Source organism: Achromobacter sp. JUb104 (assembly GCF_024806975.1).
In the GTDB taxonomy this organism is placed as follows: domain Bacteria; phylum Pseudomonadota; class Gammaproteobacteria; order Burkholderiales; family Burkholderiaceae_B; genus Achromobacter; species Achromobacter spanius.
In genome coordinates this window covers 246,264-268,921 of sequence record NZ_JANUEY010000001.1, presented here as the reverse complement: position 1 = coordinate 268,921, position 22,658 = coordinate 246,264, and the positions used below count along the sequence as shown (strand labels likewise).

General features: G+C 64.7%; 18 protein-coding genes. 3 read left to right on the top strand and 15 right to left on the bottom strand.

Annotated features, from left to right (window positions below):
• Positions 1-67: 67 nt before the first annotated feature.
• Positions 68-1,522, top strand: coding sequence for a ShlB/FhaC/HecB family hemolysin secretion/activation protein (locus M2361_RS01160; RefSeq protein WP_259249209.1), 1,455 nt, complete (start codon positions 68-70; stop codon positions 1,520-1,522).
• Positions 1,404-4,268 carry a filamentous hemagglutinin N-terminal domain-containing protein gene (locus tag M2361_RS01155; RefSeq protein WP_259245841.1) on the top strand — a complete coding sequence of 955 codons (2,865 nt, stop codon included), beginning with the start codon at positions 1,404-1,406 and terminating at the stop codon, positions 4,266-4,268. The genes M2361_RS01160 and M2361_RS01155 overlap by 119 nt, the downstream gene beginning before the upstream one ends.
• A gap of 109 nt (positions 4,269-4,377) precedes the next feature.
• Here M2361_RS01155 and M2361_RS01150 read toward each other — a convergent pair whose 3' ends face one another.
• The 15 genes from M2361_RS01150 to M2361_RS01080 all read right to left on the bottom strand — a co-directional run bounded on the left by M2361_RS01150 (position 4,378) and on the right by M2361_RS01080 (position 21,632).
• Entirely contained in the window at positions 4,378-5,514 is a 1,137-nt protein-coding gene (locus tag M2361_RS01150; protein WP_259249208.1) for a fimbrial protein, read from the bottom strand.
• 144 nt (positions 5,515-5,658) lie between these two features.
• Positions 5,659-6,387 (bottom strand): fimbria/pilus periplasmic chaperone, encoded by a 729-nt coding sequence (locus M2361_RS01145; protein WP_404976340.1) that lies wholly within the window; start codon positions 6,385-6,387, stop codon positions 5,659-5,661.
• Between the two features lie 44 nt (positions 6,388-6,431).
• Positions 6,432-8,984 carry a fimbria/pilus outer membrane usher protein gene (locus M2361_RS01140; protein WP_259245838.1) on the bottom strand — a complete coding sequence of 851 codons (2,553 nt, stop codon included), beginning with the start codon at positions 8,982-8,984 and terminating at the stop codon, positions 6,432-6,434.
• 161 nt (positions 8,985-9,145) lie between these two features.
• Positions 9,146-9,907, bottom strand: a complete 762-nt coding sequence (locus M2361_RS01135; protein ID WP_259245837.1) for a molecular chaperone — start codon at positions 9,905-9,907, stop codon at positions 9,146-9,148.
• Between the two features lie 13 nt (positions 9,908-9,920).
• A complete protein-coding gene (locus M2361_RS01130; RefSeq protein WP_259245836.1) occupies positions 9,921-10,505 on the bottom strand; it encodes a fimbrial protein in 585 nt (194 codons plus the stop codon).
• A gap of 333 nt (positions 10,506-10,838) precedes the next feature.
• The gene (locus M2361_RS01125) at positions 10,839-12,140 is read right to left on the bottom strand and encodes an MFS transporter (protein WP_259245835.1); all 1,302 of its coding nucleotides are present in this window, start codon (positions 12,138-12,140) and stop codon (positions 10,839-10,841) included.
• A gap of 77 nt (positions 12,141-12,217) precedes the next feature.
• Positions 12,218-13,387, bottom strand: a complete 1,170-nt coding sequence (locus tag M2361_RS01120) for a porin (protein WP_259245834.1) — start codon at positions 13,385-13,387, stop codon at positions 12,218-12,220.
• A 54-nt stretch (positions 13,388-13,441) separates the two neighbouring features.
• Positions 13,442-14,392 carry a PDR/VanB family oxidoreductase gene (locus M2361_RS01115; protein ID WP_259245833.1) on the bottom strand — a complete coding sequence of 317 codons (951 nt, stop codon included), beginning with the start codon at positions 14,390-14,392 and terminating at the stop codon, positions 13,442-13,444.
• Positions 14,393-14,447: 55 nt separating this feature from the next.
• Positions 14,448-15,416 (bottom strand): VOC family protein, encoded by a 969-nt coding sequence (locus M2361_RS01110; RefSeq protein WP_259245832.1) that lies wholly within the window; start codon positions 15,414-15,416, stop codon positions 14,448-14,450.
• Positions 15,417-15,418: 2 nt separating this feature from the next.
• The gene (locus tag M2361_RS01105) at positions 15,419-16,924 is read right to left on the bottom strand and encodes an aldehyde dehydrogenase (RefSeq protein ID WP_259245831.1); all 1,506 of its coding nucleotides are present in this window, start codon (positions 16,922-16,924) and stop codon (positions 15,419-15,421) included.
• A 28-nt stretch (positions 16,925-16,952) separates the two neighbouring features.
• Positions 16,953-18,623, bottom strand: coding sequence for a thiamine pyrophosphate-binding protein (locus M2361_RS01100; RefSeq protein ID WP_259245830.1), 1,671 nt, complete (start codon positions 18,621-18,623; stop codon positions 16,953-16,955).
• Entirely contained in the window at positions 18,616-19,407 is a 792-nt protein-coding gene (locus tag M2361_RS01095; RefSeq protein WP_259245829.1) for an SDR family oxidoreductase, read from the bottom strand. Before M2361_RS01095 ends, M2361_RS01100 begins: the two co-directional genes overlap by 8 nt.
• 27 nt (positions 19,408-19,434) lie before the next feature.
• Positions 19,435-20,217 carry an SDR family oxidoreductase gene (locus M2361_RS01090; RefSeq protein ID WP_259245828.1) on the bottom strand — a complete coding sequence of 261 codons (783 nt, stop codon included), beginning with the start codon at positions 20,215-20,217 and terminating at the stop codon, positions 19,435-19,437.
• Complete coding sequence (locus tag M2361_RS01085; protein WP_259245827.1) at positions 20,210-21,244, bottom strand: aromatic ring-hydroxylating dioxygenase subunit alpha; 1,035 nt, start codon at positions 21,242-21,244, stop codon at positions 20,210-20,212. Before M2361_RS01085 ends, M2361_RS01090 begins: the two co-directional genes overlap by 8 nt.
• Before the next feature lie 61 nt (positions 21,245-21,305).
• On the bottom strand, positions 21,306-21,632 hold the full coding sequence (locus tag M2361_RS01080) for a recombinase-like helix-turn-helix domain-containing protein (RefSeq protein WP_259245826.1): 327 nt from the start codon (positions 21,630-21,632) through the stop codon (positions 21,306-21,308).
• A gap of 209 nt (positions 21,633-21,841) precedes the next feature.
• Between M2361_RS01080 and M2361_RS01075 the strand changes: the two genes are divergently transcribed.
• Positions 21,842-22,645: an IclR family transcriptional regulator gene (locus M2361_RS01075; protein ID WP_259245825.1), complete on the top strand. Its 804-nt coding sequence runs from the start codon at positions 21,842-21,844 to the stop codon at positions 22,643-22,645.
• Positions 22,646-22,658 lie beyond the last annotated feature (13 nt).

Below are 22,658 nucleotides of genomic sequence, written 5' to 3'. Positions count from 1 at the left end.
CGTTCCGGCCCAACGCGCCCCTGCGCACACCCCGGAAACCGATGCCGCCAAAAGCAGCCGGGTCTTGGTGAACGGTTTCCTGTTGGACGGCAACCACGCTTACGACGAAGCCACGCTACAAACCCTGCTGGCCGATCTGCTTGGGTCGGAGCAAGACCTGAACGGCTTGCGCGCTGCGGCGGAACGGCTGTCCGACCACTATCGGCATGACGGCTACCTGCTGGCGCGCGCCTACCTGCCCGCTCAGGAAATCCAGGATGGCCTGGTTCGCATCCGCATCGTGGAAGGGGCGTATGGCCAGGTCTTGCTGAACAATACTTCGCGTGCGCGGGATGGCGTGCTGGCGCCCGTGCTCGAACCCTTGCATCCGGGTGATGCCATTCACGGCCGTAGCCTGGACCAAGCGCTGCTGCGGCTGAACGACTTGCCCGGCGTGGTCGCTACCGGTACCTTGCGCGCGGGCGCCGAGCCCGGCACAACCGACCTTGTTGTCAACGCTGAACCCGGCCCGTGGATCGCCGGCAGCATCGACGCCGACAACTTTGGTGGCGCCTACACGGGCGAATACCGCCTTAGCGTGGCCGCCAGCCTCAACAGCCCCTTGGCCCTGGGTGACCAATTGGACGCGCGTCTGCTGTCCAGCGACCGCGAACAGCGCTATTACCAGTTGGATTACCAGCTTCCCCTTGGCCCGTGGTCAACCCGCGTCGGCATGGGTGCGTCCAACATGCGCTATGAATTGGGCCGCGAGTTTGCCGTGCTGCAAGCCCACGGCAGCGCGCAGACAACCCACCTTTATATACGGCAAAACCTGCTGCGCAGTCGCGACGCCAATGTCCAGGCCTCGTTGCAGTACGAGCACAAGCGCCTGCGGGATAGCTACGACTACTTCAGCCTGACACGCGCCCATCGCATCGGCCTATGGACCGCCGCCATCAACGCCAGCGCCCGCGACTCGCTGTGGGGCGGCGCCAGCAACGGCGTCTACCTTGGGGTATCACACGGCAAGCTGCGCTTTGGCGATGAAACGCAGCGGCGTGACGACCAGCTTGCCAAGCAGGCGGCTGGCGGCTTCGGCGTGGTCAATCTCAGCGTAAGCCGCCAGCAGCGCGTGGCCGGCCCCGTGCAGCTTTACGGACGGGTGCGCTCGCAATGGGCCAACAAGAACCTGGACAGCGCTGAAAAATTCAGCCTGGGCGGCCCCTATGGCGTGCGCGCCTACGCATCGGGCGCCGCCAGCGGCGACCAAGGCTGGCAAGCCACCGGCGAACTGCGTTACCTGCCGCTGCCCGGCCTGCAGTTCTCCGCCTTCTTCGATACGGGTTCCGTGCAGGTGAACAAACGCGCCTGGACATCCGAACGCAACCACCAATCCTTAAGCGCATTCGGCGTGGGCATCGCCCATGGCGGCGCCCAGCACGTGGTCAACGTCAGCGCTGCCTGGCCCTTGCGCCAAGGCAAAGAGACCGCGAAAAACGACAGACAACCCCAGTTCTGGGTGCAGGCCACCCGCTACTTCTGAGTCTTACCCACACGCTGCGCCCACGCGCCGCCTGGGCACGCGCGCAGCACTTTCCCAGGAGGAAAACATGAACAAGACTTTTGCATTGGTTTGGAGCGAAGCACGAGGGGGCTGGGTTGCCGCCAGCGAATGCGCGCGCCGGCGTGGAAAATCGTCGGGGGGGGTGCGGATGACTGTTGTTGCGCTGGCGTTGATGGGAGTTGTTGGCGTGGCCGGTGCACAAGACCTTCCAAAGGACGGGGTGATCAAGCATGGAACCGGTGACATCGCTATCGACGCGAACAAGAACACCATGCGGGTCAACCAGAAGACGGACAAGCTGATCATCGACTGGCAACGGTTTGACGTTGGGGCGGGTAAGCAGGTGGTCTTCGATCAACCTGGGCGATCTTCGGCAGTGCTCAACAAAGTGCTAAGCAACGGCTTCAGCAACATTCTAGGAAACATTAACGCCAACGGACGTGTGTTTCTGGTCAATCCCAACGGCATTTCTTTTGGCGCGTCTTCGCGGGTAAGTGTGGGCAGCCTGGTAGTGGCGGCCACCGAGCTGGCCCATGATGATTTTCTCAAGGGAGGGCCGATGCGCTTCGTCAGTTCCAAAGGAAACCGCATTTCAAATGCAGGCGAAATCGAGGCGCAAAGCGGCGGCAGCGTAATACTGATGGGCAAATCCATCATCAACTTCGGTTCGATTCAGGCGAACCAGGGCGAAATCGCGCTGGCGGCGGGCGACGTCTTCACCCTGGCTCTCGACGGCGATTCGATACTGAGCCTGCAAATTGATCAGGCTGCATTGAACGCCGAGCTGCACAACATCGGCACGCTCACAGCCAATGGTGGCCAAGTGCATTTAACCGCTCGAGATCGCGCCGACATTCCCTCGCTAGTCGTCAATAACGATGGCCTGATCGAAGCAAATTCACTCGACGGAACACGCGGATCCATCGTTCTGGATGGAGGTGAGTCTGGAAACGTCAACGTCGGCGGAATACTTTCCGCCAACGGTGGCACGACGATGGCCGGCGGTACGGTGTCGGTGAAGGGCAACGCCATAGTCATCCAGCCTGGTGTTGAAGTCGACACCCGGGGTGCATCCGGGCAGACCGGCATGTGGTCGATCTCCGCCAACAATATGAGCGTCGCCTCGGCAGCCAAGCGAGGCAGTGCCGCGCTCAGCGCGAATACGGTTGTCAAGAGCCTGGCCACGACCAACATCTCGTTGATCAGCGCAAGCGGCGACGTGACCATCGACGCCCCTCTTGAATGGGATGGCGCCAACTCGCTGACCTTGCAGGCCGCGCGGCATGTGGACATCAACGCCCCGCTGACCGCCCGTGGAAACGGCGCGGGCATCACCGCGAAATCGCTGGATGGCGACCTGCGCATCAATGCCAACATGACGCTGGGCGGCGACAACGCGGCGCTGGCCTTTCTTTCGAAGTCCAACTTCGCTCTGCGCAAGGGCGTGTCCATTGCGCTGACCGGCAAGGGCAGCAGCTACGAAACCCGCGAAGGCCGCTACACCGTCATCAACCAGGCCAGCGAATGGGAAACCATGAACAATGACTTGAGCGGCCGCTACGCGCTGGGCAAGAGCATTGAGGCTGGCGGACGGGTCTCCCCCATCGGCAACGACCACGAGGCGTTCACCGGTGAATTCGAAGGCTTCGGCCACACCTTGAGCAAATTCGAGGTCAACGGCGGCAACCATGCGGGCCTTTTCGCACAGTCCTCCGGACACATCCGAAACCTGAACCTGGAAGACATTTCGGTGACCACCGCGCGCGACGCACAATCGCCCGACAAGGCCGCTGGTGCACTGGTGGGCACCCATTCAGGAACCATCGCCAACGTGCACGCAGTGGGGGTACGCATGACCGACCTGGGCGCGGGTCGAGGTGCGGTCGGCGGCTTGGTTGGACGTGGCAACGGCGGGTTGATCGAACACGTGAGCGTTACCGGATCCACGCTGCAAGCGAAGGGAGGGCGCGTGGGCGGCCTGATCGGCGACAACAACGGCGGCTACATCAACGACTCCCGCGCGGATGTCGCCGTGCAGGTCTCGGGCAACGTCCATGCCGGCGGATTCGCCGGGTATCACGGCGCGGGCGGCACCTTATACAACGTGCAAGCCCGCGGGGCCGTCACGCACAGCGGCGAGTCCGGCAACGGCCATTTCGGCGGCCTGGTCGGCGCGAACGAAGCCACCATTGCCGACTCGGCCGCGTTCGGCCGGGTCCAGGTGAATAGCGGATCGGCCTTCTCCGTGGGCGGCTTGGCCGGTTACAACGGCGGAGTCATCAGCAACGTCACCGCAAGTGGTCACGTCGGCGGCGGCAACCACAGTGCTGTGGGCGGACTGGTGGGCTACAACAACGGCCTGCTGACCAACGCCGAGGCCAAAGGCAACGTCGCCGCCAAAGACCGGGCTAACGTGGGCGGCCTGGCGGGCGTGAATCGCGGCACGATCCGTCAAGGCGTGGCGCGCGGCACCGTCCGCGGGGAAACCCATAGCCGGATAGGCGGCCTGGTTGGCACCAACCTGGTCGGCGGCGAAGTCCTGGGCGGCACCGCCCATGGCAACGTCAGTGGCGGCCTGTTCGTGACCATGGGTGGGCTGGTGGGCGTGAACGAAGGGCTGATCCATCAGTCGCACGCACGCAATACCGTCAACTACTGGTGGGGTCAGTGGTTGCTGCAAACGCGCGGCACGGTGGTGGGCCACAACACCGGGACCGTCTGGTAAGGCGTGTTGACGCCATGACAAAAGGCGGCGCATTCCGAGAGGATTGCGCCGCCTTTGCGTGACAAGTTCGATGCGGGGTGCGCACGGCAAGACTCAGGAGAATTCGGGCTCAGGGAAACTCGAAGGTGAATTCCGCCGCGGCGTTGGCCACGCCGCTTTCCACATCTTGCCGATTGCCCGCTGTGCGGATATAGCGTGCAGCCAAGGACAACTGCGCACTGTCACCCTGTGTCGTCATCACGTACTCGGGGCCATACGCGCCGCCAACGGGGCCGAATCGTATACGCCGGTCTTGGCTATCAGTGACGATGATGCCGAATCCTTGAGCGGGCTTCTTGCCATTGGCAGTCGTGTCGTACAAGGCCAGGACCGAATCCGTGCCCGCCACCAAGCCGCTCTTGGCCCTGAACTTGACCTGTGGCCGCGCAAACGCGCTGCATTGGTTCAAGCTGATCTGAAACGGCTTGGGCGCCGACACCGAACCTTCGGCGGGAAAGTCGGCGATGAAGGCGGGCAGCATTTCCACCTGAACGTCTTGATGCGCGCCGGCTTCGCAGGCGTGAAAGATGTCAACGGTATCGCCAATATGGCCACCCATATTGAAAACCTGGTCGCCCATATATTTTTCGGTCAGCGCGCAGATCTTGGCGGGCGGTACCGTGGGGGGGTAACCCTGCCAGGACGGCATGTCACTCAGCGCCCCTCGCACGGCATATCCTTCCTCCGCCGTGAAAAACGTAAGAACGAGTCCCACGCCGGGGGCCACCCCGGTCACTTTCATACGGCGTGGCAAGTGCTCGGGCGGAACCAGCAGCACCAACTGCTGTACATACTCGAACTCAGCAGCGTGTGCCTGAGGATCACGTCCTGCCACGATGTCGACGAGGTCCATCACCAAGGGCACATAGACAGGCGCCTCCAGTTCCCGCAACTTGAAGAGCAAGCCGATTCCTGGGACATTGGTCTTGGCGGCTTGGCCGGCCATGTTGGACGCGTTGGCCCACATCGCCGTCGTGGCCACCTGGTACTTGCCTGTCGCGCCAGGCATCCTGACCAGGCGAGAGCCAATCCTCATCGGAGTGCGCTTTTCGTACAGCACCTGCCCCTTCTGTGATTGCGCTGTCAATGGCTCGACGGGTTCCCATCCGCTAGGTAGCCCACCGCTGAAATTGCTGCAATTAGCAGCCAACCAAGCGTCCTTTTGGGCGCCTGACGCGGAGTGCGGTAGCGCGCCCAGCACCACCATCACGGCTACCGCTGCCAGCGCCGCCCATGCACCCTGCCCCACCGGGCGGCGTAATTGTCTATTTCCCATGTCATTCTCCTTGCGTGCCGGGCAGCGCTCTGGCCGTCTGGCCCGGACTGAGCGTGCCGCCCGGACTGAGTAGATTCATTGCGTTCCGCGCGTGTTCGCTTGGCGCAGCGCCGTCTTCGCTTCCAAGATTTCGCCGTCGTCGTTCGCCGCGTAGTACCGCAATGCCGCTTCCCCCACGCGCGGCGCGGCCCCCGCGGGCAACGAGAACCGCGTGCGAGCCAGCGGCGCGACGGTCAGGCCGGTCAGCGTGATGGGGGAATCGCCGCCCGCCTCTGCCGCCAACTCCACCTGCGCCAACGACACAACATACGACGTCTCGTTATGCGCCTCGATTTCGCCTTCGGCCGCGTGATATGTCCATGTCACCTTGCCGATGGCCTCACTGGCGGACCCCGGCAAGCCTTCGGGCCGATACAGCACTTTCATCCGCAACCGATACGCAAGCTGCAGCAAGTTCTGCTGTGACGGATCGCGCGCCGGCACTTCCAGGAAGTTGATCCAGAACACGGATTCCCGGTCTTTCGGCATGGCCTCCCCCGTATGCCGCAGCAGCAAGCTCATGCGCCCTGCGGGGTCCAGCCGGAACACGGGCGGCGTCAGCAGGAATGGCACGGTTTCGCGGCTGGGGTCGGCGGTGAAATCGCCGGAATCCAGCCAGCTTTGCACCAGGATGGGATGTTGCCCAGCGTTGCCGGTGCGCAGCGTCAGCGACTTTTGCCCCGCCGGATAGATGAAACGCGTGCCGGTCACGACCAAATCCGCCTGCACGGTGCGAACCGGCGCAAGCACCCACGCCGCCGCCATCGCCAGCATCAACACCCCGCGCCACCCGGCAAGCACGCGCGCGCTCATCGCAGGGACAGCGGCCCGACGCCGCCTTGCTGCGTCGCGCCCGGCTGGTCTTGAACGCATTGCAATTCCAGGATGTCGTAGGCACTGTCGCCGCGCGTGTGGCGAGCGGGCAATTCGTAGTCGATGTGACAGCTTTCGCCTTGCCCAGGCCCCCATTCAATACGCACGCGTCCTTGGTCGCTTTCGGCGCGCATGACGATACGGCTGCCCTGCCCCACCGCGCCCACCGCCATGCGGGTTTGCGGGTCGATGGCTTCGGCGCCGAATGGCAAGGGCGCGCCGTCGGCCAGCTTGCTAAGGATCAAGACCTGACGCGCGCGCAGCGTGGGGTAGACCAGCTTGATGATGGCGCCCGCGCGGGGCGCGATATTCAACGAGCTGGTCTTGAGTTCAATGTCCACGGGCAGGTCGGCCGGGTCCACGTCCACCGAGTTCAAGCGGTAGGGGCTCAGGCTGCCCACCACCGCGTAGCCGCTGCCGTCCACCCGGTTGACGCCATAGCCCACACGCATGCCCTCGGCGTCCTTGGCCTGGACCAGCGCCACCGTTTCGCCCATGGTCTGCGCCAAGGTCACGCCGCCACCATGCACAAGCATGGCGCCGTTCGCGCTCAGGGACGCTTGCCGATACCCCCGCCCCTGTCCCACGCTGGCCGACACCGAGCCCTGCGGGAAGTTATAGCCCACGCCTGCGTCCGCGGAATTGGCGTTGCTGCGGCCATTGTGGGCGGCCGACACTGAGTATGAGCCCGCGCCGCGATCGTCCAACGGGCCGCTGACGCTGGACGACAAACGCGCGCCTTCACAGCTGTCACCGGTGTAGACCGCGCTCAGACGTGGCGCGCGGGAAGTCATGTCCCGGCGACCCAGCGGGATGGCGACGCTAAGCGTCACCTGCGTGCTTTTCGCGCTGCCCCCTCCCCCCCAATAGCTACCCATGCCGGCGCTATGGACCCGTTGCAGCGCGATGGAATACGACACGTCTCTCCAGTCGTTGTTGTAGCCAACCGAGTAATTGACGTCGCTGCCGGCCCGCGACCAGTAGTTGGCGGTGGACGCCGACGCATACATGCTGCCCAGGCTTGCGCCCAGGTTCTGGCTGACGTTCAGGTCGAAGCGGCTGCGCATGCGGCCATCGCCCTGGTAGCGATAGTTGCGCGACACATTGCCCAGCGCCACCGCATCGCGCAGGCCCAGGTAGCCGCTGGTGGAATAGCGGTAAGCCAAAAGCGAAAAGTTCGTGCCACTGTTGGGCAGGTCTTTGCTGTAGGTGAGCCGGTAGCTGGCGCCGGCGCGCTTGCCTTCAAGCGGCACCTTGGCGCGGGCGGCCGTCACGTCCGCGGCAAAGGCGCCCAGGGTGGTGCTCATCGCCGCGCCCAGCAACACCGAGCCATAGTGGTCGGTAAACGCCAGGCCGCCGTAGCCGGTAATGGCATCGCCCATGCCGCGTTTGAGCGTGCCTTGCAGCACATACGGCGAGGGGCCGCGCAGGCCCCGGTCAGCAGCCCGGCCGGCCGTCAGGCTGTACTGGGTCACACCGGGCCGCAGCAGTTGCACGATGGTCGCGAACGGCACGACGAAGCTGCGCGTGCTGCCGTCGGCTTCGGTCACCTGCACGTCCAGGTCGCCGCCATAGCTGGCCGCGCGCACGTCCTCGATGACGAAAGGGCCGGGGGCAACAGTGGTTTCATAGATGAGAAACCCACGTTGATAAACCGAGACCTTGGCGTTGCTGTTGGCGGTGCCCCGGACGATGGGCGCGTAGTGGCGCAGGGTTTCGGGCAACATGCGGTCATCGCTGGATAGCTGCACACCCCTGAACGACACGGCGTCGAACAGTTCCCCGCTGGTGGAACTTTCGCCCAGAAGCAACTGCGATTGCCACGCGGGGATGTCGGTCTGCAGGTAATAGGAACTGGCTTGGTACTGCGCGCCGCTGGTTTGCGACCAGAACGCCGAACCGGTATGGCGCAGCCGCAGCGCGCCCAGGTTCAAGCCCGCGTTGATGCCCGCATAGCCGCGCGTCATGCGCCGGCCCTGGCTTTCGGTCGTGAAGACGTTGGCGTTGTAGTTCAGACGCGCGGCGGTGATGCCGCTATCCCATTGGGAAGGGTCCACCCAGCGGTTCGACACCGCCAAGCGTTGCAGGTATTCCGGAAACGTCACGTACAAGCCAAGCTGCGCCATGTCGACGCGGATTTTTGCACCGGGCACGTAGCGCGACAGATCCTCACAGGACAGCTCGCGGGGCAAGGGTTCAACGCCGTCCGCGCGCGACACCTTGCCCAGGTCCAGCCCGCCACGTTCCAGCATGGCGGCGTTGTAGCAAGGCACGGCGCTGTCCTGGCCGGGCACGTTGCGAAATTCAATGTCGTCAACGCCGCGCCATTGCCCGTTGAAGTAGAGGTCCAGCCGGTGCATGCCCGGATCGGCGAAGTTCGCGCGCTGAAAACGGCGGGTGTCTATGGTGGGGCCACCCACTTCCTGCATCAGCATGTAGGAGTCGAAAATAGCGACCTCGTCTTGCGCCCACGCGTTGGCGGCGGCCATGGCGCAGGCGGCTGCCAGCAGGCAGCTTCCGACGCGGGCGGTCGTCCGGACACGGCGCCGCGTTCGGAAACGCGCGCAAGAGGAATGGCGAACGGAAGTCCGCGCAAGTCTAATGTTCATCAAACCGGAAAAGCTCCACCGACTAGGGCCGAGAGGAAGGCTCAATCAAGCAAGCGCATGTTGAGGGTGCGCCGTCCGCCGAAGTCGTTGATGGCTTCGTACTGGACGGTGGGTTGGCCTTCTTGCAAGCCGGCCGCATTCGAGGCCAGCGCGAAGTTCGATGTTCCAAACGGGGCGACCATGCCGTTTTCCGCCGCAATGCTACGTTTGCCCGACACCAGCGCGATACGCGCAAACGACACATGAAACGGCGTGGGGTTGGTGACTTCAAGCTGACGTTTTCCGCCGGCGGCGTGCACCAGTTTCCACGTCAGTTTGTCGGGCGAGGTGGCCGCCTCGTCCGGCATGGAGGCGGGCCGGAAGAAAATCTTGATACGTGTGTGAAACGAGAACAGCAGCACGTTCACGGCGGACGGATCGCGCGGCGGCGTTTCAACGACGTTCAAATAAAAAAGGCTTTCCCGGTCGGTGGGAAGCGGCTCTTTGGTGTAGGTGATGCGAATATTGGAGGCGCTGTTCGGTTCAATCCGCATGACGGGCGGCGTCAACACGAACGGCACACGGATGTCGGCGGGCAGCGCATTTTCCTTGCCGTCGTCAATCCAGTTTTGCGCAAGCACGGGCGTAGTTCCGTTGTTGCGGATGATCATGATGGAATCGCGCGCGTCGGACTTGATGACCAGGCGCGTACCTTGCAGCACCAGTGCAGCCTGGGCGGGAACCACCCAGGCGCACAGGACCAAGGCGAGCGATAGCACGTGCGCGAACGCATGACGGGCAAGCGCCCCGGTGATCGTCGTCATGGCAGTGTCGCGCTTAGTTGTAGCGCAGGGTGTAGGTCACGTATGAATCGCCGTCACCGAAACCGACCGAAGTGGCGGTGGGATCTTCGGGCACGTACTTCGCCGCGTAATACAGCACAGCCTGGTTGTTCTTGACCTCGGCAACCTGCGGATCGGGGTCGGTGATGCCCAGTCGGATCGGAGCGGTGTTGACGGGGGCTTCGGTGCGGTTGTTGCGGATCTGGATCTGCACGCCGGCTGCCGGCGATGCGCCGACCAGCTTCAGGTTGCCAGTAACCTTGTCGACGTTCGGATGATTGGAATGGAATTGCAGCCGTACCTTGGTGTCGTTCGCGCAATCGGCCGAGCCGTGCACCTTGATCTGGAAGTCTCTTTCAGGCGCGGAGCCGTTGACAACGTCTTCAGGCTTGACCGTGCCGAAAGACGGCACGTCCGTCACGCCGTTGGCGCCGCCCGCGCTGCCTTCAACGTCGCACGTTACGTCGTTGATCGAGCCGAAGAAATTGACGGTGCCACCCGCGGCGAAACTCGCCCCCGGGGCCAACACTGCCACTAGCAAGCCGGAGGCGGCCAGGGATGTCAGGATACTGCGCTTCATGCGATTTCCTCTATTCAGGGATAAGAATGGCGATGGCACTTCCGTGCCTGGCTAAGCGTGCTCGAATGACCCGCAAAGCGATTGCGTGGTGGATCACTGCGAGCCCCCTGAACGATACGATTTGAGCGCGAAGAATTAACTAGGAGGATGCTTAATTGGTGCTCTTAGAAATCTGATATTTCGCGCCAAGGACGAGTCTTCGGCACTAACTGTATTGCTGCATTGCAAAGCGCACTTAACACGCGCTGAGCAGCACTTTTCGAGAATATTGCTGCGACGCGCAAGCGTCGCAGCGCCCTTGTCTAACTGCGACAAGCACATGTCGGATTCAGACTAGTTGAGCCCCCCTGCCGGCACTGCCCTTACTCCGGCCTGCGGGCGCACACGCAACCACAGCAACAAGCCGCACGCCAGGGTCATCAACTGCGATCCCACCAAGAGATAAAAGCCCGCCGAGTACGCGGCAGACCCCGATGTGTTTTGGCTGGCCGACATCGATATGGCCGCGCCCATCATCGCCGGCATCATCCCGCCCACGATGCTGCCCACGCCGTTGACCACGCCAAAAGCGCTGCCGATGTGTTCAGGCCGTGCGTAGAACTGCATGGTGCTGGGAATGGCCGGGCTTTGCAGACCCCAGAAAAATCCGGCGGCGGTCAGGCAGTAAATGGCGTGATAGCGGTCGTCGACAACGAGCGCCAGCGCTACCGCCAACACCACGCCCAGGCTGCCGCCCACGAAAATCAGCGGCACCCGCTCGCGGCTGATGCGGTCGATGAGCAGCCCGCCCAACAGCACCGCCGCGATGGTGGACCATTGCGGCATCGACGCCAGCCAGCCCATCGCGCGCAGGTCAAAGCCGCGTGCTTCTTTCAGGTAGCCGGGCAGCCAGTTGCCCACGCCCCACATATAGGCCAGGAAGCTGGACGTCAGCACCGTGATCAGAATCACGTGGCGCGTCTGCATCGCGCCGCGCACCATGGCGGGCACGCGCCGCCCCAACACCTCGCGCAGCGACAGCCTGGTGGCGCCGCGTTGCGGCTCGCTGCCCACGGGCATATGAATGCACAGCAGCACCACGGGAATGCCAATCAGCAGGTTGACCAGGCCCAGCACGTAGAACGACGCCTGCCAGTCCAGATGCAGCACCAGCATCGCCACAAACGGGTAGCCCAGCGCAAAGCCCATGCCCGTGCCGCTATTGACCAGCGAATTGGGCTTGCCGTTTTCATGGCCGTCGAACCTGGCTTTGATGTAGCACGACGCCAGGGCAAACAGCGGCCCTTCGGACAGGCCCAGCATCAGGCGCGAGAACAGCAGCAGCCCGTAGCTTTGATACAGCGGCGAGGTCATCGTGATGACACCCCACAGGCACAAGCCGTAGATCAGACTACGCCGCACGCCCAGCATCGCCACGCAGAATGGCGTCAGAATGATGGACGACAGGCCGTAGCCCACCATGAATACGGTTGCCAGCATGCCTTGCGCGCCTTTGTCGACGGCGGTCAGGCCTATCTGCTTCAGAAAGTCTGCTTGCGTGATCAAGACGGACAGGTTGATCCGGTCCACATAAGAGATGGTCACGATCAGGAAGATCGCGACTACGCCCAACCATCGATTGGAAGTGGTTTGCATGGTGACCTCGGAGATGTCGGGAATTCAGGCCGAGCGGAAGCCGGCGCGTGCAGCGCCCGGCCCCCGCCCTGCCCGCTTTAGAAGGAGTGATGGATGCCGCTGGTCAGCACCGTCTGATTGCGCGTGGAAGACACCCCCACGCCATTGATCGCCGCATGCGCCAGGCCGCTACCGGCGCGCTGGTACACGGCCAGCGCGAACCACTCGGTGCGCTTTGAGAACTGGTGCACGTGGCTCAGGCTGAACAGGTCCCAATGGCCACCCGCGAACGCGCTGCGCGAATAGCCCAGGTTCAGCACCTTGCTGGGCCGATAGGTCCAGGCGGCGCCCAGGTCGGCGTTGCGCATGGCTTCGTCGCGCCCCCGATATTCCAGTTGCACACCGGTGTAGGTGGCGTTCACGCGCAACGGCAGGCTGTCGAAGCGATAGCCGGCGCCCGCCCCCCAGATGCGCTGGCGGTCCAGCACGATGGGCAGGCCCGACGTCAAGGTCTGCCCGAACAGCCGCGCCACGCCGGTGCGGCGCGGCAGGTCCACGTGCGCGCGGTCCTTGACCAGGGTGAAGGCCAGCGCGCCCGAGAAGCCCTCTTCCTGATAGCGCGTGAAGGCGCTGAGTGTGGTGGTGCTGCGCGACCCTTCCTTGGGGGCCATCGACGCGAACCCATACAGCGCCCCCACTTGCCAGGGGCGCGCAGCCGGACTCATCAGCTTGATGGCGTTGTCCGCCTGGAACGTGTTGGCCAGATTGTCGAGGTTGCCAGGATGGAACAAGAAAAAATTGGTCAGTTGAAAACCGTTGCTGTACTTGCCGATGACGTCAAACATGAAGCCCGGCTGATGGCCCAGCTGAACGCTACCCCAGCCGTCGCTCAACCCGACCCAGGCATTGCGGTTGAACAGCACGCCCGGCATGATGGACGAACCGGTCTGCGTGGAAAAGCCGCTTTCCAGCAGGAAGTTGGCTCGCAGCCCATCGCCCAGGTTTTCGGAGCCGCGCAGCCCGAAGCGGTCTGGTTGCATGGTGCCCGGGTCGATCCGCGCCGAGCTGCCGCCCGCAATGTTGCTGACATAGCTCACACCTTGGGTCAGGCTGCCGTACAGGTGGAGGTTGCTTGCCTCGGCGGGGGCCGACGCCGTGGCGCCCAGGCTCAAGCCCAAACCCAAGCACGCGGCCCCCCTGGCAGACACCCTTGCCTTTCTGACTGCCGCGATGCGCCATGACGGCTGACGCCGATTGATCGTTTTCATGTCTCTCCCCTATCCCCGCGTGGCGGGTTGTTATGAACTGATATCGATGAAGCGCTACAAATCCAACACAAGCTCCCCGCTCAGGCACCCCGACACGCAAACCATCATGCAGCGGTTGGCGGCCTGTTCGCTTTGGCTTAATACGGAATCGCGATGCTCGGGCGTGCCGCTGAGCACGCGCGTTTCGCAACTGCCGCACACGCCCTCGCGACAGCTATGGGGTACGTCAACGCCTGCCTTCAGCAGGCAGTCCAGCAACGCGGCGCCCGACGCCACCTCAAGCGTCTTGCCCGTCTTGGCCAGCCTCACCTGATACGCCCCGCCCGTGGCCGGCACGATGTCCTTCGCGCCGAAGCGTTCGACGTGGCAATGCGGCAGGTTCAGTAGGCCGGCCGCCGCTTCGAAGGCGTCGATCATCGGCCTCGGGCCGCAGCAATAGAAATGGGCCGATGCTGGCATGGCGGCCAGAAAACGGTGCAGGTTCGGCGCGCCGCCATGGTCTTCGTCGAAATGCAGATGCGTTCGAACCCCTGGCGGCAAGCGCGCAAGAAAGGCCGCTTCGGCGCGTGAGCGCGCGGCGTAGAACAATTCGACGTGTTTGCCCTGGCGCAGCAGGTCTAGAAGCATGCAGAGAATGGGCGTGATGCCGATGCCGCCGGCGATCATCACGGACTGCTCGGCCGATGGCTCCAGTTCAAAGTGATTACGGGGCGGATCGATCAGCAACTGCTGCCCGGGCCGCAATTGCTGATGGATGTAGGCCGAGCCGCCCCGGCTGTTACGGTCATGCAGCACGCCCACTACATAGCGGTCGCGCTGCTCGGGCGAACTGCAAATCGAGTAGCTGCGCTTGATGCCGTGCGCCAGGTGCAGGTCGATATGCGCGCCGGGCGTGAAGGCTGGCAAGGCCTCGCCATCCAGCGCCGCCAGCTCCAGGCTCAGGATGTGACGCGCTTCGACCCGCATGCACTGCACGCGAACGGGTATGGGTACAGGAGTGGACATCGGGCAACGCTTCCAGGTCAGATCGGCATCAAGGTGACGGACGATGGGGTGATGGCTAGTCGGCGGACCGGTCCGTCAGGAACTTGCCGCCCGCGCTTTCCGCGTTCTTCTGGCGCCGGGTATTGCCGTCCAGCCCGCCGTCTATCGCCCATTCGGCGAACACGGTCGGGCCGGGTTCAAATTCGCGGGGCTGCCAGCGTTCGTCCAGGTGGTCTTCGTCGGCGTAGTACTCGATGAGTCCGCCCGCGGGGTTCTTGAAGTACCAGAAGTACGCGGACGACACCGGGTGCCGGCCGGGACCCAGCTGGGTATCCCAACCGCAACGCGCCATATGCAGTCCGCCACCAAAGACTTCATGGATATCGCGCACCGTGAAGGCCACATGGTTCAGCCCTGCGCGCGGTTGCGGTGGTTGCAGCAGAAACAGGTCGTGGTGCCCGCCGCTGGCGTCGCAACGCAGGAACATGCCGCGCCGGGGATAACTGTCGGACACGACAAAGCCGCAATGCTCGGTGTAGAAGCGCGCGGTGGCCTCCACGTCGCTTACGAAGAACACGACATGGCCAATGTCGATCGGGCTGGCACGCTCGTAGATGGGCGCCGCCTGGTTCACGCGCGGCTTGCTGGCCCAGGTGTTCATCGCGCCGCACTCAAGCTGCACCGGCTGCCGGCGCGTGCGTGCAAAACGGATGGCCATGCCGTTGGGGTCCGTGCACGCCACCCCGTCCGGGCCGCTGCTGTAGCCGGGAGCATGCTTGAGGCGTTCGGCCAGCGCGGCCAGCATCGCGTCCGACCCCACGCCCCACACGACTTCACGCAGCGTCGGCCCGGGTTCGATCGCGGGCGGCAAGTCCGCCGATGGCGCGCAGACCAAGACGCGGCAACCATTCAAGGTGTCGAACGCCAGGCGCGACGGCGACGCTTCCCGCAGGGCTAGCCCCCAGTCGGTAAAGAATGTGCGGCAAGCGTCCAGGTCATCGGCGCTGTAGGTAATCTGGTCGATTCCGACGATTTTTTGGTCCATGTTTATCTCTGCCCTTCATCAGGCCCGCTTCCGTGATCCGCCCAAGGCAAGGGCTGCGCGTTCATTCCCCAGTAGATGCTCTTCTGCTCCATGTACTGGTGGATGCCCAGCCTGCCCTTCTCGCGGCCCAGCCCGCTGTCGCGCCAACCGCCGAACGGCGTCGAAATCGAAAACTGCTTGTAGGTGTTGATCCAGACCGTGCCCGCCTGCACCTGCCGCCCGATGCGCCAGGCCTTCTTGTAGTCACGGGTCCAGATGCCCGCGGCCAGCGCATAGACGCTGTCGTTGGCCTGCTCGATCAGCGCGTCCTCATCGTCAAACGGCATGGCAACCAGCACCGGACCGAAGATCTCTTCCTGGCAGGTGCGGCTGCTGTTGCCCAGGTTTTCGATGATGGTCGGCGTGTAGAAATAGCCCTGGTCAACGCCGCTGCCCTCGGGGCGCTTGCCGCCGGTGCGGATCGTGCCGCCTTCGCTTAAGGCCAGCGCCACGTAGCGTTCTACCGTTGCGCGGTGCGCCTCACTGATCAGCGGGCCCATCTGCGTGGCCGGGTCCGCCGGGTCGCCCACGCGCAAGCGTTGGGCGGCGGTTGCCAACCGGTCCAGGAATTCCGCGTACAGCGGGCGCGCCACGAACAGGCGCGACCCCGCAATGCAGGACTCGCCGGACGAACTGAAGATGCCGTACAGCACGCCGTTGACAGCATGCTCGATGTCGGCGTCGGCCAGCACCATGGTGGGTGACTTGCCGCCCAGTTCCATCGACACCGGCATCATCTTGTCGGCGGCAAGGCGGGCAATCTGTTTACCCGTGCCGGTGCCGCCCGTGAACGACACGCGCCTGACTAGCGGATGCCGCACCAGGGCGTCGCCCAGTACCGACCCCTTGCCTGGCAGCACGCTGACCATGCCGGCCGGCACGCCCGCCTGTACGCAGATGGCGGCCAGCTCCAGCGCCATCAGGGGCGTAATCTCGGCCGGCTTGATGATGACGGCGTTGCCCGCCGCCAGCGCGGGCGCCAGCTTCTGCGCCTCGCTGGCGATGGGGGAATTCCATGGCGTGATCGCGGCGATGACGCCCATGGGTTCGTGCACGCTCATCGTCAGGCAGTCGCCGCGCATCGGCGTCAGGCAGTCTTCCAGCGTCTCGCATGCCGCCGCGTAGAACTGAAACGTGGCCGCGGCGCTGGCAACCAGGGCGCGCGTTTCGGTGATGGGCTTGCCGTTATCCAGGCGCTGGGTCTGCGCCAGTTCTTCCGCGCGATCACGAATGATCTGCGCCACGCGGTACAGCACCTGCGCGCGCTCGTGCGGATGTTTTTGTGCCCAGCCGCTGTGGCGGAAGGCATGGTCGGCGGCGCTTACCGCTTCGTCGACATCGTCCAGGTTGGCGGCGCGCAAGTGTGCGATGGCTTGCCCGGTGGCCGGGTACAGGCTGGCGTACGCCTCGCCCCGCCCGGCGCGCCAGATGCCGCCCACGCAGATGTCCAGGATGTTCTTGTCTGTCATGGCTGGGTTCCAGTTATGCGCTTGCGCATCACGCCACCTCCGGCGTCTTGACCGGCGGGCCGGCGAAGACGGTTTTGAATGCGCCGATGGACAGCATGTCGACTTCGATCAAGCACGGCCCCGCTTCGCGCGCGGCGGTCGCCAGCGCCGCATCCATGTCCGCCACGCGCGACACGCGCACGTGCCGCAGCGCCAAGGACGCCGCCAGGGCGGCATAGTCGGGCGTATGCAGGTCCACGTAGTGGCGTCGGCCGCCGTACTGGCTGTCCTGGATGTTCTTGATGACGCCGTAGCCACGGTCGTTCATCAGCACGAACACCACGTCGGCCCGCTCTTGCACGGCGGTGGCCAGTTCACCCAGGTTCAGGATGAAGCCGCCATCGCCCGACAGGCAGAACGTTTTCTTGCCCGAGCCCGTGGCGGCCGCGCCGACCGCCGCGCCGATGCCCATGGCAAGACCCTGGCCGATGCCGCCGCCCAGCGCATGCACGCCGGCCAAGGGGTCGAAAACGCGCAGGTAGCGGTTACCCCAGGTGCTGTTGGACACGGTGACGTCGCGTACCCAGTTGAAGTCGCGGCCCAGGTGGCGTTGCAAGCTGTCAACCAATTCACCGTAGGCGCCCAGCCCTTCGCGCAGTGCCGCGCTGGCTTGCGAGCGCGCCGTTTGCAGATCTGACAAGAAGCCGTCTTGCACGCGCATGCGGCCTTCCAGGCGGTCGGCCAAGCCTTCCAGCGCCAGCGCGGCGTCGCCATGCACGAAGCGCGCATTGGCATAGCAGCGGCCATCGGCGGCGGGGTCGGCGTCGATGCGATAAAGGGCGCGCGGCAGGTTCAGCCGGTATTGCAGCGTTTCATTGCCGCGCAGGCGCGAGCCCACCACCAGCATGGCATCGCAGGTCTGATAGAAAGCCTCGACGGGCGCTTGCAGGTTGAAGGCGCCCAGCGTGCCGGCATCGTCCTCGGGCAGCACGCCACGGCCTTGGGTGCTGGTGACGACGCCGAAGCCCATGCTGCGCAGGCGCTTCACCGCCTTGGCCGCGCCCCGCGCCCCGCCCCCCAACCACAGCATCGGTCGGCGCGCCTGGGCCAGGTCGTCGGCCAGACGGTCCAGCGCGTCGGCGTTGGGCGTCACGGGCGCGACCGGCAGCGCTTGCAGATCTTGCGGCACGGGAATCAGCGCCGACTGGATATCAATGGGAATCTCGACGCTGACGGGGCCGCGCGGCGCGCTCATGGCCACTTGCACGGCGTGGCGGATGACGCTTAGCGCCGTGTCGGCGCTGCGCACGCGAAACGCCGCCTTGGATATGGACTTCAGCATCGACAACTGATCGGGTGCTTCGTGGATGTAGGACATGCCCCGATCCAGGAATGGCGTTTCGATCTGTCCGGTCAGGTGCAGCAGCGGCGTGCCCGCAGTCCAGGCTTCAACGAGCGCGCCCGCCGCATTGCCGGCCGCGGTGCCGGTGCTGGTCAGGCACACACCCAGCCCACCCGTGGTGCGCGCATAGGCGTCGGCCATATTGGTGGCCCCCGCTTCGCCACGTGCCGGCACGAAGCGGATATTGCCGCGTTCGCCCAGGGCGTCCAGGATGGGCATGTTGTGAATAGAGATGACGCCGAACGCGGCTTTGATTTCGCATTGTTCAAGAAAGGCGGCAATGGCGTGGCCGACGGTGATACGGGGCACTTCAGGCATGACGGGACAATCCTCCAGAAACATCGATGTGGCCGCCGGTGGTGTATGCCGCCAAGGGCGAGGCCAGGAAACAGATTGCGTTGGCGGCTTCAACCGGGTCGCCCAGGCGCGCAAGGGGAATGCCCTTGTCAGCCGCCAATTGGGCGGTCCATGCCGCCCAATTCAAGGACTTGTCGTCGCGCGCGTCGAAGCGGCGGCGCCATTGGCCGGAATCCACCAGGCCCAACAGCACCGCGTTGACGCGGATGCCATAAGGCGCGAATTCGGTCGCCAGGGAACGGACCAGGTTGTGCACCCCGGCACGCGCGGCCGAGGTGGCCACCATGTGCGGTTCGGGCTGCACCGCCAGCAAAGAATTCACGCAGACGATGGCGGGCGCGGGCGCTGCCTTCAACTGCGGTAAAAAGGCGCGCGTGGGGTGGATGACCGAGAAGAACTTCAAGCGCAGTTCTTCGTGCCAGGCGCCGTCGTCGGTGGTGGCGAAGGTGGATACCCTGCCCTGGCCGGCGTTATTGATGAGCACGCTGGCGGGTCCCCACCGCGCCTGGACCTGAGCCGCGAAAGCGGTCATTTGTGTCGGGTCCAGCACATCGCATTGCGCGGCCAGCAACTGTGCGTCGGGCCATTGCGCCATCAGTTGCGCGCGCGCGTCGGCCAGGCGTTGCGCGTTGCGCCCGCAGAAGGCGACAGCCGCGCCCGCGTCCAACAGGCGCTGCACGGTTGCCAGGCCGATGCCCGACGAGCCGCCCGTCACCACCGCCACTTTGTTTTTCAACTGCCACATAAGTCGTTCCACCTGTTTTGCTTGATTTCAGTGCATCACCATGCCGCCGTTCACGGCCAACAGTTGCCCGGTCATGAAGCGCGACAGGTCCGACAGGCAAAAGGCCACCGTGCCGCACAAGTCGGCGGGCACCTGCTCTCGTGCAATGGCGCGCTGGTTGCGGTAGAGCTCATGGCGCGCGGCCGGCACGTAGTCGGTGGCTTCCACGCGCGTCAGGCCCGGGGCGATCGTGTTGACGGTGATGTTGTCCGCGCCCAGTTCGCGCGCCAGCGAGCGGCTCATGCTGATCAGCGCGCCCTTGCTGGCCACGTAGGCCAGCAACTTGGGCGCGCCCCACAGCGCCGTGTCGGATGCAATGTTGACGATGCTGCCCTGGCCGCTGGCGCGCAACGCGGGCAGGCAGGCCGTGGTCATCAACCAGGTGCCGCGCACATTGACTTCCATGACGCTGTCCCACAGCGCCACGTCCAGCTCTTCGGCCAGGCGTCCGCCGGAATGGGTGATGGATGCGTTGTTCACCAGGCCGTCCAAGCCGCCCAGCGCGCGCACCGCGTCGTGGGCGCAGCGCAGGCAGGAGTCGGGGTCGCGCAGATCCGCCAGGAAGGCATCCACGCGCAGGCCGGCGTTGCGCAGGCGGGTGGCCTGCTGGTCCAGTTCCCGGCCCAATACGTCGACCATCGCAATCTGCGCGCCGGCTTGCGCCAGATATTCCGTAAAGGCCAGGCCCAGCCCGCGCGCCGCGCCCGTCACCAGAATGCGGCGGCCGTCCAACGAGAGCGCGGGCAAGCGGTGAGTGTTGGCCTCAGACATGTGCGGCCTGCACATTGGCCGGGCTTTCTGCCTGCACTTCCGCCTGCACTTCGGCCTCGGCGCGCCGCTGCAGGATGCGCCGCACGCGCGTGATGCCGACGTCATGCTGATAAAGCGTCTCGTGCTTGCGCGCATCCGGCGCCATGCTTTCCAGCACAACGCGGTCTTGCTCCAGCACTTCCCAATGCAGGCCTTCAAGCCGATTGCGGTACAGAAAGCGCCACACGTCGCGCTGCCAACCCTGCACGCGCCGCGTGCGCCAGAAGAAGATCTGGCAGTGGTCCTCGTCCACGGGGGTGGCGTAGCCCACGATGCCAAACTCGCCGCCTGGACCGAATCGCTTCTTGTAGGGGATGGACAGGCGCAGCCACATCGAATCGGTTTCGCCGAACTCGACCCAATCGAAGTTCACGCCCGACTGATTGCTCTTTTCGAAGATCAGGCCCGTGTCGGTTTCACGGATGGCCATCTGCGCCTGTTTGTCGCCCTCGGCCATCGAATGCGACGCCGCGTGCAGGTAGGCGCCGTGCATCGGGTCCATGACGTTGTCGATGGCGTAGCGGTAGTTGCAGGCCCATTGCGCGGTACACAGAAAGTGCGCGTGCTCGGGGCAGTCCAGTTCGTCCGGCAGGCTGAGCGCCGGCGCCGCCCCCTGGCCGAACCACAGGAATACCGCGCCCGCCGCGACGCGCACGGGGTAGGACTTCACACAGCTACGGCCTTCCAGCGGGCACTGGCTGACGGCCGGCACGCTTTTGACCTGGCCATCGCCCCCCACTTCCACGCCGTGATACCAGCACGCGACGCGGTCGCCCAGGTTCCAGCCCATGGACAGGCGTGCGCCACGGTGCGGGCAGCGGTCTTCCAGCGCGTGGACGTTGCCTTGCGTATCGCGCCACAACACGATGTTCTGGCCCAGGCGCGTGATGCCGAGCGGCGCGCCGCCCACGGCCCATTGCGCGGCGACCGGATACCAGTAATTGCGCAGGCCCTGATTCAGGCGGTTTTCTATCTGTTGCGATGTCATGGTCAACAACCCCTTAAATAGGAGGGATGGCGGCGGATCGAGTCCTGGCCGCGAAGTAAGTTCAAGCGCCAAGCCGGCGCATTTCGTCCAGAAAGCCCGCTTCAGTCCAGGGCTCGCCGTCCGGCGCGCGCAGGGCCTGGGCATTCAGGCTTGCGACCACGTCCGCGGGCGTCTCGGCGCCATCGTCGAAGGCCGCTTCCAGCGCGTCGCCCAGTGCGTTTTCGTAAGCGGTCGGTTCCAGGGCGCGGGTTTGCCATATCAGGTTCGGCGCGGCGCCCGGGCGCTCGATCTCGCCCTTGCCGGCGGCATGCTCGATATCCGGCGGCGCCCAGGGCTTGAGGAGCGGATTGAAGGACGGCGCAGCGGCGGACCGCGGGGGTAATGACATGGCGTTCTCCGATGACAATAACGTCACTTTGTCTCATATATAAAACAACGTTTTCTATACGGACAAATTATCGCCACCAATGCCAGACCCGGCATCCGGGATATCCCTAGACGCGCTGCATTTCAGACAAGTACGAGTCGGCCCCGTTTGCGCATGAGCTGCGGTACTCTGTCGTCGCCAATTTTTGGATTACCGCCCTGGAGCACGAATTGACCGACCTCGACACCAGCGAGACCCCGTCCGACCGCTATGCCGTTCCCGCGTTGGAGCGCGGCCTGCTGCTGCTTTGCGAGTTCAGCAGAAACGACAGAACGTTGACGGCGCCCGAGCTGGCCCGTCGCCTGTCGATTCCGCGTTCCACCGTGTTTCGTCTCTTGACCACGCTGGAACGCATGGGCTTCGTGCGCAAGGTGGAATCGGGCTCCGCGTACCGGCTGGACATGGGCGTGTTGCGGCTGGGCTTCGAGTATCTGGCGTCGCTGGAACTGACCGAGCTGGGCGGCCCGCTGCTGGAGAAGCTGCGCGATGCCACAGGCCTGCCATCCAACCTGGTGGTGCGAGACGGGCAGTCGGTGGTGGTGGTGGCTAAGTCTTCCGCGCCCACGCCCTTTGTCAGCACGGTGTACGTGGGCACGCGCCTGCCTGCGCATTCCACGTCATTGGGCCGCGCGCTGCTCTGTGACCTGACGCTGGACGAACTGCGCGCCCTGTATCCGGAGACGCCGCTCCAGGGCTTCACGCCGCGCACGCCGGCCACGGTGGAAGCACTGCATGAGATGCTGCGGCAGGACGCCGCGCGGGGGTATGTGCAAGACACCGGGTTCTTCGAAGCCGCCATCGCGAGCGTGGTCGCACCCGTGCGCGACCAGAGCGGCCGCATTGCCGCCGCCATCGGCGTGACGATTCCCGCCGCGCAGTTGGAAAGCGGCAGCCTGGACCAGGACGCCATCGTGGCCGCCGTGCGGCAAAGCGCGGCGGCCTTGTCGGGCTTGCTGGATCACGCGCCGGGCTGATCGGCGCGCAAGC